At 69.4% G+C, this 13,627-nt stretch carries 10 protein-coding genes; 5 read left to right on the top strand and 5 right to left on the bottom strand.

Annotation, left to right across the window (positions count from 1 at the left end; genetic code table 11):
* Positions 1–14: 14 nt before the first annotated feature.
* On the bottom strand, positions 15–1,157 hold the full coding sequence (locus tag Rai3103_RS00220) for a Nif3-like dinuclear metal center hexameric protein (RefSeq protein WP_153570879.1): 1,143 nt from the start codon (positions 1,155–1,157) through the stop codon (positions 15–17).
* Between the two features lie 5 nt (positions 1,158–1,162).
* Positions 1,163–4,024, bottom strand: a complete 2,862-nt coding sequence (pepN, locus tag Rai3103_RS00215; protein WP_153570878.1) for an aminopeptidase N — start codon at positions 4,022–4,024, stop codon at positions 1,163–1,165.
* Between the two features lie 209 nt (positions 4,025–4,233).
* On the opposite strand from pepN, the gene Rai3103_RS00210 reads away from it, so the two are divergent.
* Positions 4,234–4,869, top strand: coding sequence for a mycothiol-dependent nitroreductase Rv2466c family protein (locus tag Rai3103_RS00210; protein WP_153570877.1), 636 nt, complete (start codon positions 4,234–4,236; stop codon positions 4,867–4,869).
* A 25-nt stretch (positions 4,870–4,894) separates the two neighbouring features.
* Here the strand turns inward: Rai3103_RS00210 and Rai3103_RS00205 are convergent, their stop codons facing one another.
* From Rai3103_RS00205 to Rai3103_RS00195, 3 genes are read right to left on the bottom strand one after another with little or no spacing between them, the layout of a single operon-like run.
* Positions 4,895–5,671 carry a sulfite exporter TauE/SafE family protein gene (locus Rai3103_RS00205; protein WP_153570876.1) on the bottom strand — a complete coding sequence of 259 codons (777 nt, stop codon included), beginning with the start codon at positions 5,669–5,671 and terminating at the stop codon, positions 4,895–4,897.
* Positions 5,672–5,696: 25 nt separating this feature from the next.
* The gene (locus tag Rai3103_RS00200; protein WP_153570875.1) at positions 5,697–6,497 is read right to left on the bottom strand and encodes a sugar phosphate isomerase/epimerase family protein; all 801 of its coding nucleotides are present in this window, start codon (positions 6,495–6,497) and stop codon (positions 5,697–5,699) included.
* Position 6,498: 1 nt separating this feature from the next.
* Entirely contained in the window at positions 6,499–8,259 is a 1,761-nt protein-coding gene (locus Rai3103_RS00195; RefSeq protein ID WP_153570874.1) for an FAD-dependent oxidoreductase, read from the bottom strand.
* 349 nt (positions 8,260–8,608) lie between these two features.
* Between Rai3103_RS00195 and Rai3103_RS00190 the strand changes: the two genes are divergently transcribed.
* The 4 genes from Rai3103_RS00190 to Rai3103_RS00175 are packed head-to-tail and all read left to right on the top strand — an operon-like array spanning position 8,609 to position 13,577.
* Positions 8,609–10,078 (top strand): aldehyde dehydrogenase family protein, encoded by a 1,470-nt coding sequence (locus Rai3103_RS00190; RefSeq protein WP_228489030.1) that lies wholly within the window; start codon positions 8,609–8,611, stop codon positions 10,076–10,078.
* A gap of 20 nt (positions 10,079–10,098) precedes the next feature.
* Positions 10,099–10,947 (top strand): citryl-CoA lyase, encoded by an 849-nt coding sequence (locus Rai3103_RS00185; RefSeq protein ID WP_153570873.1) that lies wholly within the window; start codon positions 10,099–10,101, stop codon positions 10,945–10,947.
* Positions 10,948–10,979: 32 nt separating this feature from the next.
* The gene (locus Rai3103_RS00180; RefSeq protein ID WP_153570872.1) at positions 10,980–12,743 is read left to right on the top strand and encodes a thiamine pyrophosphate-binding protein; all 1,764 of its coding nucleotides are present in this window, start codon (positions 10,980–10,982) and stop codon (positions 12,741–12,743) included.
* 12 nt (positions 12,744–12,755) lie between these two features.
* A complete protein-coding gene (locus Rai3103_RS00175; RefSeq protein ID WP_153570871.1) occupies positions 12,756–13,577 on the top strand; it encodes a sugar phosphate isomerase/epimerase family protein in 822 nt (273 codons plus the stop codon).
* Positions 13,578–13,627 lie beyond the last annotated feature (50 nt).

Here is a 13,627-nt window from a genome sequence, read left to right as displayed (position 1 = left end):
TCGGCCCTCGGTCCTCAGCCCCCGGCATGGAAGGTCGCCGACCAGGGGTCGGTGACCAGCGTGCTGACCTCGACGCCGACGTCGTCGAACGCGCCCCGCAGCCTCTCGGCCAGCACCGGCAGCCAGGTCCACTCCGCCGCCCAGTGACTGATGTCGACCAGCGCCGGTGCATGCGGGTCCAGCTGCGTACGTTCCAGGAACTCCCCGGCCGGGTGGTGGCGCAGGTCTGACGTCACGTAGCAGTCGACACCCAGTCCCCGGGCCTCCTCCAGCAGCGAATCCCCGGCTCCCGCGAGCACCGCCACCCGGCGGATCGTCCGCTGCGGATCGCCGCCGATCCTCACCCCGCCGGCGGTGGCCGGGATCGCGTCGGCGACCTGCTGTCCGAACAGCGCCAGCGACATCTCCCGCGCCAGGACGCCGACGCGGCCGAGGCCCGACGTGGCCAGCCCCGGCGCGGTCTCGACGATGTGCCAGGCCGGTGTCTCGTACGGATGGGCCCCCAGCAGGGCGGTGATCACGTCCGCACGCCGTGACCGGGGCAGCACCATCTCCAGGCGCATCTCCGGTACGTGCTCGACCTCCCCGACGCTGCCGATGAACGGCGAGGAACCCTCCAGCGGCCGGAACGATCCCATGCCCGGCGCGGCGAAGTGACAGGAGTCGTACGTTCCGACGTGCCCGGCACCGGCGGCGGAGAGGGCGGCGACGAGCGCCTCGAGGTGATCGGGTGGCACGAACGTCACCAGGTTGTCGAGTCCTCGCGCTGGGCGGTCCACCATCGGGCGCAGGTCGACCAGGCCGAGTGCCTCGGCCAGGGCCTCGCCCACCCCGCCCGGCGCGATGTCCGCGTTGGTGTGTCCGGCCCACAGCCCGATCCGGTGCTCGGCCAGGCGGAGCACCATCGCCCCTTTGGGGTCGTCGGCGGTGACCTGGTGGACGCCGCGCAGCAGCAGGGGGTGGTGCGCGACGATCAGATCGGCGCCGGTGCTGATCGCCTGCTCGACGACGGGCAGGGTGACGTCGACGGTGCACAGGATGCGCGTGACCGGGCGGCTGCGGTCGCCCACGACAAGCCCCACACTGTCCCAGGACTCGGCCGTCGCCGGGGGGTACCACGACTCCAACGTGGCGACGACCCGGTCGAGCGAGGGCACGGCGGTCAGTCCTCGCTGTTGATCGGCTCGGTGATCGGGCGCAGGTTCTGGTTGGTGGGATCGTCGTCGACCTCGGGCTCCGGGGTCCCGTCTCCTTCCCCCGCGGCACCGCGGGGGAGCCCAGCGATGGTGGTCGATTCCTCGCCGATGGCCGGGACGTCCTCCGCCGGAGCCCCCGATCCGTCGCCCGGCTCCTCCCCGATGGCGAGCTGCGAGGGTTCCTCGTGGGGCTGCCGGGTGGCCAGGTGGGCACGGGCCACCGACTGGGCGTGCAGCGCTCGCAGCGCGTCGTCGCGGGACTCCGACAAGGACCGGCGGATCGGCGTCGTCAGTTCGTGCTCAGCGAGGAAGGCGTCCAGCCGGGCCAGGAACGCCTCATCAGCGATCAGGGAGGGGAAGAGGTGCTTGAGCACGTTCTCGCGCAGGGCGATGCCCTTCTTGTCCCAACCGGCCGAGCCGGCGCCCATCAGCTCGATGACGTCGAGGAACCGCTCGGCGTACGGACGCAGGAGCTCCTCCTGCCCGGGGCGCCAGAAGGACAGGCAGATGCTGCGCTGCGTCTCGTTCGGGATGTCGGCGGCGGTGGCGAGACGCCACGCCTCGGCCTTGTCGGTCGCGTCCGGCAGCGCCGCCCGCGCGGCGGCGGCATTCTGCTCGCCGCTGATCGTGCGGTCCCGCTCGAGTTCCGCGTCGATCTCCGCGGTGCCCACCACGCCGAGACGCGCGAGTTGGGTGAGCAGGTGCCAGCGCAGATCGGTGTCGATCTCCAGGCCGGGGACCGGCTCCTCGCCGGCGAACCAGGCCCGGACCACCTCGGCGGCCGCGTCACTGGTGGCCGAGGCGGCCAGGGTCCGGACGAAGGTGAGCTGGGGGTCCGAGCCCCGCTCCGCGCCGGCGACGAGGTGGGCGAGCCCGACCTCCAGGTCCCGGGTGAGCCGGGGGCGCTGTTCGGCGGGCGTGTAGAAGGTGATCGCGGTGAGTGCCTGCCCGAGGGTCCGCTGGACCGCGGTCGGATCGGTCTCCCGGCCGACCGCCCCGAGCACCATGCTCAGGTAGTCGGCGGCGAGCATCTCGCCGTCCCGCGTCATGTCCCAGGCGGCCCCCCAGCAGACGGCGCGCGCCAGGGCCGAATCGATCTCGCCGACGTGGTGCACGACCGTCGCCAGCGACTGACCGTCGAGGCGGACCTTTGCGTACGTGAGGTCGTCGTCGTTGAGCAGGACGAGATCGGGGCGCTGGGCGCCCACCAGCTCGACGACATCGACCACCTCGCCATCGATGTCGATCTCCACCCGCGAGGTGCGGGTGATGGCGTGGTCGTCGACCCGGTTGTAGAGGCCGATCGCCATCCGGTGCATGCGGGGCACGGGGTAGGCCTGCGGCACGTACTGGCGAACGGCGAAGCGGGTGAAGCGGCCCTCGGCGTCACAATCGAAATCCGCCGCCAGGGTGCTCACGCCGGGGATCTGCAGCCATTGGGCGGCCCAGCCGGACAGGTCGCGGCCGGAGGCGACTTCGAGAGCGTCGAACAGGTCCTGCAGCGTGGTGTTGCCGTATGCATGATCGGCGAAGTAGCGGCGGACCCCGGCGAGGAAGTTGTCGCGGCCCACGTACGCGACGAGTTGGCGCAGGGCGGAGGCGCCCTTGGCGTACGTGATGCCGTCGAAGTTGGACTCGACCGCCAGCAGGTCGACCATGTCCGCGGCGATCGGGTGGGTGGTCGGCAACTGGTCCTGCCGGTAGGCCCAGGTCTTGCGCTGGTTGGCGAACGTCACCCACGGCTGCTCCGGGTGCTCGTGGTACTCGGCCATCGCGAAGTGCGAGGCCCACTCGGCGAACGACTCGTTCAGCCACAGGTCGTCCCACCACGACATCGTCACGAGGTCGCCGAACCACATGTGGGCCATCTCGTGCAGGATCGTGTTGTCGCGGTTCTCGTACGCCGCGGCCGTCACCCGGGAGCGGAAGAGGTAGTCGTCGCGGTGGGTGACGCAGCCCGCGTTCTCCATCGCGCCGGCGTTGAACTCGGGGACGAACGACTGGTCGTACGTCCCGAACGGGTAGGGCGTGCCGAAGGCGGCCTCGAAGACGGCGAAGCCCTGCTTGGTGGTGGCGAAGATCCGGTCCGCGTCGAGGTGCGGGACCATCGACTCGCGGCAGAGCAGGGACAGCGGGATGTCGCCGTTCGGGCCGGAGTACGTGTCGTGCACGCGGTGGTAGTTGCCCGCGACCAGGGCGGTGAGATACGTCGAGATCCGTACGGTCGGGGCGAAGTCCCAACGCGCGTACGGCTGGCCCCAGACGTCCCAGCCGTGCAGGGCATCGTCCTCGGGCACGACCACGGGGTCGGTGGACGGCGCGTTGGAGATGACCGTCCAGTTCTGCGGTGCCACCACCGACAGTTGGAACGTCGCTTTGAGGCTGGGCTGCTCGAAGTTGGCGTACATCCGCCGGGCGTCCGCCACCTCGAACTGCGTGTAGAGGTAGAGGTGCTGGTCGGCGGGGTCGAGGAAGCGGTGCAGCCCCTCGCCGGTGTGCGAGTAGCGGCACAACCCGACGACCGTGAGTTCGTGGGTGCCCTCGCCGAGGATCAGTGGGAGCCTCGCCCCGTCGTACGCGCCGGTGTCGAGCGGCTGGCCGTCGAGCGTCGCCTCGAGGACCTGCTCGGCGATCAGGTCGATCCACGTCTCGCCGGCGCCGCTGCTGAACGAGACCGTCGACCGGGAGACGAAGGTGGCCTCCGGGTCGGCGAGACCGGAACCGTCGGGGGCCCGTCCGGTGAGGTCGACCAGGACCCGGTAGGCATCGGTGCGGACCAGTTCGGCCCGCGCGCGGGCTTCCTCGCGCGTGATGTTCTCGGAGTACACGGTGTCACCTTCATGTCGACGGGAGCCTGCGGGCAGGCTGTCCGGGGCGAAACCCCTGCGACACTGGTCAGATTAGCGACTCGGGCGTCGTTTCCTGAGGAACACGACCCAGCAGCCACCCGGAATCTGCGTCCCGAGGCTGCGCTGAGGTCGCGGCGGCGGAAGGAACACCGGGTTGGCTCATCCGACGGGCTTCCTATTCTGGGCACATGACTCTCCACGACTCCGATCGGTCCGATGCCCTCCAGCAGGTCGACTTCTGGTTCGATCCGCAGTGCCCGTGGGCCTGGATGACCTCCCGATGGATGCTCGAGGTCGAGAAGGTGCGCCCCGTGCACACGGTCTTCCACGTGATGAGCCTGTCGGTCCTCAACGAGGGGCGCGACGAACTGCCGGACGACTACAAGACGTTCCTCGCCGGCGCGTGGGGATCGGCCCGTCTCGCGCTGGCCGTCGAGGAGCAGTACGGCTCGGAGAAGCTGCGTGAGTTCTACACCGCGGTGGGCACCCGTTTCCACCCCAAGGGTGAGACGCGGGACCGGGCGACCCTCGAGGCGGCCCTGGCCGAGGTCGGCCTTCCCGCTGAGCTCGCCGACGCGGCGGAGACGGACGCCAACGACGCCGCCCTGCGCCGGTCGCACCACGAGGGGATGGACCCGGTGGGCAACGAGGTCGGGACGCCGGTGGTCCGGATCAACGGCAAGTCGCTCTTCGGCCCGGTGATCTCGCCCGCCCCCAAGGGCGAGCAGGCCGGTCGCCTCTTCGACGGTGTCTCCCTTGTCACCGAATACGACGGCTTCTACGAGCTGAAGCGGTCGCGGACCACCGGGCCGATCTTCGACTGATCGACCCGGGGCCGGGCCGGCCGGCTCATCGCACCAGCAGCAGCACCGAGGCAGCCGCCGTGGCGAGGACGGTCACCAGCTCGAACTGCTGCTGCGTCACGCGGCGGATGATGAGCCGGCCGACCGCCGCGCCGACGAGCACGGCCGGCAGCATGACCAGGGTCACGCCGAACACGAGGGGAGTGAACAACCCCACGGAGGCCGCGAACGGGACCTTGCACAGGTTGACGGTCGCGAAGAACCAGGCGTTCGTGGCGAGGAAGCGCCGCTTGTCGAAGCGCTGGGCGAGCAGGTAGAGCGACATCACGGGGGCGGCGGCGTTCGCCACCATGGTGGTGAACCCCGCCGTGAGCCCGGCGCCCGCCGCGACCGCCCAGTGTCCACGTCCCTCGGTCGGGGTCGTCGCAGGGCGCAACCGTCCCTGCACCAGGCGCACCACCACCATCGCCAGCAGCACCACCGCGATGCTGCGCCGCATCAGCACGTCGTCGACGAGGCGGATGAACACCGCCCCCAGCAACAGGCCCGGCAGCACCGCCGGCAGTAGCTGCCCGAGCACGCGCCACCGGACATGCCGCCCGTAGGAGAGCAGCGCGATCAGGTCCCCGGTCAGCAGGAGCAGCAGGACCACTGCCGTGGACTCGCGCGCCGGCATGCTGAGCGCGTAGACGGCGCTGGCGACCGCCCCTAGGCCCCCGAAGCTGGTCTTCGAGAACCCGATGAGCAGGCCGCCCAGCGCCATCAGCGCCAGAGCCGTCGCGCCGAGCGCGGGCACGCCGTGGAACAACGCCGCCTGGAACAACGCTGCTTGCTCCTTCCGTGGTCGATCACGACAGGCAGGATCGCAGCGACGCGAGGGCCGCGACGCAGCGTTCCTGCAGGGGAAGGTCCCGGACGGGGGCCTCGACGGTCAGCACGGTGCCGGCGGGAAGTGCCCCGACGAAGTCCTTCAGCGCCAGATCACCGTCGCCGGGCAGCCGGCGAGCCGTACGGGCCTCGGCCAGAGCCTCCTCGGGAGTCGCGGGGGCCGGTTCCGTGACGGTGTCGCACAGTTGCGCGTACGGCACCAACGCGGTGGGAAGCCCAGCCAGTTCGGCGAGGGTGCCTCCGGACCGGGCGACGTGCAGTGAGTCGGGCAGCACCACCGCCGGCCCCTCCACCTCGCGGACGAGGGCGACGGCGTCGGTGAGCGTACGGATCTCGGTGAACACCATGTACTCCACAGCCAGGGTGAGTCCACGGGCGGCGGCCTCGCCGGCCAGCAGGTTCAGCCGGTCGAGGCGTCTGGACGGATCCGCGTCGTTCACGTTGACCAGCACATAGCGGGCTCCCAGTGCGTGACCGGCGTCGAGGATCGCGAGCTGCTCCTCGAGGGTCTTGTCCTCGCGCAGCCGGAGCACCTCGATGTCCCACAGGGTGATGCCCGTGTCGGCGATCCGGCGGACGGTCTCGCGCAGCATCGGCGTGTCGCCGATCATCGGCCAGGCGGGCTCGGTGCCTGCGGGGAAGACCCGGACACCGACCGCGTCGAACCCCGCCGCCGCGGCGGCGGTCACGGTGTCCGGCGGCGGCGCGTCGAGCACCGTGAGCGCCGACAGGCCGAGCGGGCCGCAGGTGGCGGCGTCCACCTCAGGCCCTCACCGGCTGGCCCGCGGTGTGCTGGTCGACCGGGTGGCCGGCGGCGTGCTTGCCGATCAGGAAGCCGAAGATCATCCCGGCGCCGACCTGGCATCCACCGCCGGGGTACTGCACCCCGAACACCTGCTGGGCGTCGGAACCGCAGGCGTACAGGCCCTCGACAGGGGTCCCCTCGGCGTCCAGGCACTGGCCCTGCGGGTTGATCAGCAGGCCGCGACCGGTGGACAGCGGCGTCGGGTAGACGGCCATCGCGTAGAACGGGCCGGTGGCCACCGGTCCCAGGTTGACGTTGGGGGAGACCTTCGGGTCGCCGTACTGAGGGCTGTATTCGCTGGAGCCCTTGCCGAACTCCGTGTCGACGCCCTTCTCGCAGTCGGCGTTGTACCGCTCGACGGTCGCCTCCAGACCGGCCGCGTCGACACCGATCTTCGTCGCCAGGCCGGCCAGCGTGCGGTCCCGGACGATGTAGCCCGACTTCAGCCAGTGGCTCATCAGCGGCCCTGTGGAGGCGGGGTAGATCATCCCGAGGCCGTACTTCATCATGTGGTCGTGATCGGCCACGAGGTAGGCCGGGACGGTGGGAACGCCGGCCTCGTCGGACTCGTACATGCCGCGGACGAAGTGGTTGTACGAGCGGGCCTCGTCGGTGAACCGCTTGCCAGCGGCGTTGACGGCGATCATGCCGGGCTTGGCCCGGTCCCAGATGTGTGGGAAGACCGCCAGTGAGCCGTCCTTGCGGTAGCCGACCGAGCTCGGGAACCAGAGGGCCCCGTTCTCGTCCTGGGGGCCGAGGATCGCCCCGGCGGCCTCGGCGAGCGCGAAGGTGTCGCCGGTGCAGGTGTCGGCGGCCCGGGTGAACTCAGCGGCCGGACCGCGCAGGTACTTGTTGCGCAGCTCGGGGGAGGCGGGGAAGCCACCGGCGGCCATCACCACGCCGCGGCGCGCCTCGACGCGGCGTGGGACGCCCCTGTACTCGACGACGGCGCCGGTCACCCGGCCGTTTTCGGTCACGAGTTCGGTGGTGTTGGCGTTCAGCCACAGCGTGCCGCCACGGCTCGTGTACTCGTGGTACAGCCTGGCGATCAGGGCGTTGCCCATCACCATCCGGGTGCCGCGCGGCCAGCCGCGGAGCAGGTCGAGGAACCAGGGGATGCCCAGCCGCAGGGCGGTCGTCAGGACCTGGAGGCGCTGGAGTCCGACACCGTCGAAGAGGTGCAGCAGTTTGGTGACCTCGGTGCGGCGCACCATCAGGGAGCCGCCGAAGAGGGCGAACTCGGGGACCGGCCCACGCAGGTGGGAGAAGGCGAGCTTGCCCAGCTTCTTGCCGTCGAAAGGCTCGGGCTCCAGGGCGCGGTAGCCGCGACCGGAGCCCTCGAGCTCCGGGTAGTAGTCGACGAAGCCGGGGAACGGGATCCATCGCACGCCCATGGTCTCCATGTAGTCGATCATGGTCGGGCCGTTGGTCAGGTAGGACATCCACATGTCCTTGGGACCACGCTCACCCACGAGCGCGTCGAGGTAGGTCTCGGCCTTCGCCAGATCGTTGTGCAGGCCCGCTGCTTCGACGTAGCTGCTCCCGGGCACCCAGCAGGTGCCGGCCGAGTAGCAGGTCGTGCCGCCGTAGTAATCCGACTTCTCCAGGGTCAGGACCCGGAGTCCCTCGTTGGCGGCCGTGAGGGAGGCGCTGAGTCCGGCTGCGCCGGTACCCAGCACCACGAGGTCGTAGTGGTCGTCCCAGTTCTGCTCAGTCATGCCGACTCCTGTCGAGGCGCCGGGGCCGTCCGTCTGGGTTCTCGACGTGCGTAGCGGCCACCGCGCCGTGGCTACAACCGTCAGCGTAAGGTCCCGGAGCGCCTGGGGGGAGAGGATGTGACGGAATTAACGAACTGGTTATTACGGCTTGTGAACCTGGGACGGCACCCGTCTGGGCCGGCGGCCACGTTGTGTCCTGAATCTCATGGACTTCTCGTCAGAAATGGGTATCTTGGAACTCATGAACTGGTTAGTTCACAGCGCAGAGACTGTGTGCTCCGGTTCACGCATCGTCCGGCGGCGTCGCCTCTTCAGCTGAGCGCGCGCCAGTGAGAGAGGGCACAGCGAAGTGGCCGAAGAGAAGAAGCGCAAGGAGATGACCCCCGAACAGGTCCAGGAACTGGACGATCTGTTCGCGAAGGCGCGCCAGGCGTTGGCAGTCATCGAGACGTATGACCAGGCGAGGGTCGACCGGCTCTGCCAGGCGGTCGCTTGGGCTGTCGCGAACACCACGACCTTCCACCGGCTGGTGGAGATGGGCATCCAGGAGTCCGGGCTCGGTGACTACAACAGCCGGATGAACAAGCGGATGAAGATCCGGGGGGTGCTGCGGGACGCGCTGCGTCAGCCGAGCGTCGGCGTCGTGGAGGAGATCCCGGAGAAGGGCCTGGTCAAGTACGGCAAGCCGGCCGGCATCATCGGCTGCATCGTCCCGACCACCAACCCGGACCTGACGCCCGCCGGCAACGCGATCTACGCGATCAAGGCCCGCGACGTGGTCATCTTCTCGCCCCACCCCCGCTCCAAGGACACCACCTACGAGACGGTCCGGCTGATGCGTGAGGCCCTCGAGGCGGAAGGCGCTCCGGCCGACATCCTGCAGTGCATCACCCAGCCCAGCCTGTTGGTGAGCCAGGAGCTGATGAAGCGCTCCGATCTGATCATCGCCACCGGCGGCCAGGCGCTGGTTCGTCAGGCGTACAGCTCCGGCAAGCCCGCGTACGGGGTCGGAGCCGGCAACGCCACCGAGTTCCTCGACGAGACCGCCGACGTCAAGGCGACCGCGATGAACTGCATGCTGTCCAAGACCTCCGACTACGGCTCCGGGTGCTCGGCCGACGGCAACGTTCTCGTGCCCCGTGCGAAGTACCAGGAGATGCTCGACGCCCTGGCGGAAGTGGGTGGCTTCCGTGCCGACGCCGACCAGCGGGCCGCGCTGGACAAGGTGATGTGGGACCAGGAGGGCCATCGGCTCGCCGACACCGTCGCGATCTCCCCGCAGAAGCTGGCCCGGGCGGCGGGCTTCGAGATCCCGGATGAGTCGACGTTCATCTTCGTCGAGGGAACCGGGATCGGACCCGAGCACAACTTCTGCAAGGAGAAGCTCACCACCCTGATGGCCGTCCACCCGTACGACGGGTCGTTCGAGGACGGTGTCGACCTCGCCCTCCAGCTCTTCGACGTCGGCGGCAAGGGCCACAGCTGCGGCATCTCCTCCAACGATGACGCCCACATCGACTACTTCGGCCGCATCATGCCGGTGTCGCGGATCATGGTGAACCAGCCGAACTCGCGGGCCAACGCGGGTGCGTTCAACAACGGCATGCCGATGACCTCATCGATGGGCTGCGGCACCTGGGGCGGCAACATCATCAGTGAGAACGTCTCACTCAAGCACTACATGAACACCACCTGGGTCTCGCGCCGGATCGAGACCGACCGTCCCTCCGATGCCGAGCTCTTCGGCGAGTTCTACGATCCCGCGCTGGAACCCGAGGGTGAGGCGAGCCCGACCGACGCAGCCTTCACCGTCGAGTGACGCGGGAAGGCGACGCACCGATGAGCACCGAGGATCCCGAGGCCCTGCTCGACGAGGCGAGGAAGTGGTGGACGACGTCCATCGTGGACATCCACCCCGGCGAGATCGCCATGCGCGGGTACCCGATCGAGCAGCTGATCGGCCGGATCACCTTTCCCGAGATGATCTGGTTGATGCTCATGGGTGAGCTGCCGACGCGCGCGAAAGCGCAACTGCTGGAGGCGGCCCTCGTCTCCAGCGTCGATCACGGCCCCCAGGCGCCGTCCATCGCGATCGCGCGGATGGCGGCGACCTGCGGTCCCGGGCTCAACGGCGCGATGGCCTCGGCGATCAACGTCCTGGACGACGTCCATGGCGGTGCCGGCCAGCAGTGCATGGAGATCTACTACGAGGTGGAGGCCGAGGCGGGCGCCGACGGTGATCTCGCGAAGGCGGCGGCCACTGTCGTCGCGCGGCGCAAGGAGCAGGGGCTGAAGTACTTCCCCGGGTTCGGGCACCGGTTCCACCCGCTCGACCCCCGTGCGCCGCGCCTGCTCCAGCTCGTCAGCGAGGCGGCGGACCGCGGCGAGACCTCGGGACGGTTCGCCGTCATCGGCGCCGCGGTCGAGGACGCCCTCAGCCAGGGCCGGGCCAAGCGGATCCCGATGAACATCGACGGTGCCACGGCCGTCGTGTACTGCGAACTCGGCCTGCCCACAGAGCTCGGGCGCGGCGTCTTCATCCTGTCGCGCTCGGTCGGGATCCTCGCCCATGCCTGGGAACAGACCCAGCAGGGCGGCCGGATCAAGGGCCCGCAGGCGAAGTTCCTGAACTACACCTACGACGGCCCGGCCCGTCGTGATCTCCCCGAACCAGACCAGCGCGGTTGAACCCCGTGCCCAGCAGAAGTGAGGACTCCGAGATGGTGCTCGCATCCGACGAGATCGTGCGGTATCTGGAAGGCCGCGGCGTGACCAAGGTGTTCGGCCTGTGTGGCCACACCAACATCGCCGTTCTCGACGCCCTGTCCCGCACGACGGCAATCGACTTCGTCAACGTCCGCCACGAGCAGATCGCCGCCCATGCCGCGGACGGCTACGCGCGGGTGACGCGCAAGGCGTCTGTGGTGCTGTCACACCTGGGCCCGGGCCTGACGAACGCCGCGACCGGCGTCGCGAACGCCGCGCTGGACTCGATCCCGATGGTGGTGATCGCCGGTGACGTCCCGACCTACTACTTCGGCAAGCACCCCCACCAGGAGGTCAACTACCACGCCGACGGCGACCAGTGGGAGATCTACCGGCCGTTCGTGAAGCGGGCCTTCCGGGTCGAACGCGCCGAGATGTTGCCGGAGATCCTGGACCGGGCCTTCGTAATCGCCGAGTCCGGGCGGCCCGGCCCGGTGCTGGTGGACGTCCCGATGGACCTGTTCAGCCTCGAGATCGACAGCGCCCTGGTCGACCGCGCCCTGGCCAACCGCCTCGACTACGCGCGGCCGACCATCACCGAGGAGCTGGCCGAGCAGATCGTCCGCAACCTCGTGGCGGCCGAGCGGCCGCTGGTGTACGCGGGGGGCGGCATCCTGCTCGCCGATGCCTCCGCGGAACTGACCGCACTGGTCGACTGGCTCGACCTGCCCGTCGCCCACAGCCTGATGGGCAAGGGCGCCGTCCCCGACGACAACCCGCACGTGCTCGGCATGTCCGGCTTCTGGGGGGTGAAGTTCACCAACAATTTCTGTCTCGAGGCCGACTGGATCCTCGGTCTGGGCACCCGTTTCGCCGAGGCCGACTCGAGCTCCTGGTACGAGGACTTCACCTTCCGGATGCCGCCCACGAGGCTGATGCAGATCGACATCGACCCGGAGCAGATCGGGCGCAACTATCCGGTTGAGATCGGAGCGGTGGCGGACCTGAAGCAGGCGCTCGGGGTGCTGCTGAAGGTCGCCAAGCGGATCGTCCCCGACGGGGTCCAGCGCCCGGGGATCGTGGAGTCGATCACCGAGGAGCGCGCCACCCGCAAGGAGGGGTTCCGCGCGGACCAGGTCAGTGACGAGTTCCCGATGAATCCCGCGCGGATCCTGGCGGACCTGCGCCAGGCGATACCGGCCGAGACGTACGTCGTGACGGATGTCGGCTGGAACAAGAACGGTGTCGGTCAGCAGTACGACATCGTCGTCCCGGGCACCTTCGTCACACCGGGCGGGTTCGCCACGATGGGCTTCGGATCCTCGGCGGCGATCGGGGTCAAGCTCGCCGCGCCGGACCGACCGGTCGTCGCCCTGATCGGTGACGGAGGGTTCGGGCAGAACCCGGCGGTCCTGGCCACGGCCCGGCGGGAACGCATCCCGATCGTCTGGGTCGTGATGAACAACAACGCCTTCGGCACCATCGCCGGCCTGGAGAAGGCGAACTACGGCACGACGTACGGCACCACCTTCGAGGTCGTCGACGGCGACGACATGTGGATCGACTACGCGGCCGTCGCCCGTGGCTACGGCATCAAGGCGGTGCGGGTCGAGGGGGCCGAGCACTTCGCCGAGGTGCTCGCCGAGGCGCTCTCCGCCGAGGAACCGTTCCTCATCGACGTGCCCATGCGCAACATCCCCACTCCCACCGCGGGTCACTGGAACATCCTCGACATCTACAGTCCTGAGGGTGTCAAGGGCCATGCCGTCACTGATTGAGGCAAGCACGACATGACACGGAAATTCTCGCTCGCTTACCTGACGGTGGGGGACCTGGAGCCCTCGGCACAGGTGTACGTCGCGGCCCAGACCGGCTACGACTACGTCGGCCTGCGTCCCATCCCGATGGGCCTTGAGTCGGAGCCGCTGCTCGACATCGCCCACGATCCCCGGCTCCATGCCAACTGCAAGGCGGCGCTGGAGGAGACCGGCGTCCAGCTGTGGGACATCGAGCTGGCCAGGGTCCTCGACGGCGTCGACTACGACCGGTACGCGCCCGCCATCGAATGCGGCGCGGAACTGGGGGCGAAGGTCCTGCTGACAAGTATCTGGACGCCCGATCCGGCGAGGCAGGTCGAGGGACTCGCCCGGGTCGCCGACCTGGCCGCCCAGCACGACATGCAGGTCGTCGCGGAGTTCGTCGTGCTGTCGCCGGTGAAGACGCTGGCGTCGATGGCCTCGCTGATCCGTCAGAGCGGTGCCGACAATCTGGGGATGCTGATCGACATGTACCACTTCGACCGGGCGGACACGCCCGTCGAGGCGGTGGACGACCTGCCGCCGGAATGGTTCCCGATGCTGCACCTGTGCGATGCCCCGGCCACCAAGCCGGTCGACACCGAGGGTCTGCGGGTCGAGGTACGGGAGAGGCGGCTGTACGTGGGGGAGGGCGACACCGCCATCGCCCCGCTGCTGCGCCGGCTGCCGGACGACATCGTCCTGTCGATCGAGCAGCCCCATCTGGAGCGTCTCCGCACGCTCGGCGACAGCGAGTACGCGGCGCGCTGTCTGCGCCACGCCAAGGACTACCTGGCGGCCAACGGGATCCAGTGACCCCGCAGGGGCGCCTCCCACATTTCCACCCCACGTGCGACCAAAGGAGC

The organism is Raineyella fluvialis (assembly GCF_009646095.1).
In the GTDB taxonomy this organism is placed as follows: Bacteria; Actinomycetota; Actinomycetes; order Propionibacteriales; family Propionibacteriaceae; genus Raineyella; species Raineyella fluvialis.
Note: the sequence above shows the minus strand (reverse complement) of the source record. Positions and strands in the feature narration are given on the sequence as shown.

Bases quoted from the DNA above. Each gene is read 5' to 3' on its own strand.
- Rai3103_RS00210 (WP_153570877.1), top strand. From the start codon at position 4,234: ATGACTCTCCACGACTCCGATCGGTCCGATGCCCTCCAGCAGGTCGAC.
- Rai3103_RS00195 (WP_153570874.1), bottom strand. From the start codon at position 8,259: ATGACTGAGCAGAACTGGGACGACCACTACGACCTCGTGGTGCTGGGT.
- Rai3103_RS00185 (WP_153570873.1), top strand. From the start codon at position 10,099: ATGAGCACCGAGGATCCCGAGGCCCTGCTCGACGAGGCGAGGAAGTGG.
- Rai3103_RS00180 (WP_153570872.1), top strand. From the start codon at position 10,980: ATGGTGCTCGCATCCGACGAGATCGTGCGGTATCTGGAAGGCCGCGGC.
- Rai3103_RS00175 (WP_153570871.1), top strand. From the start codon at position 12,756: ATGACACGGAAATTCTCGCTCGCTTACCTGACGGTGGGGGACCTGGAG.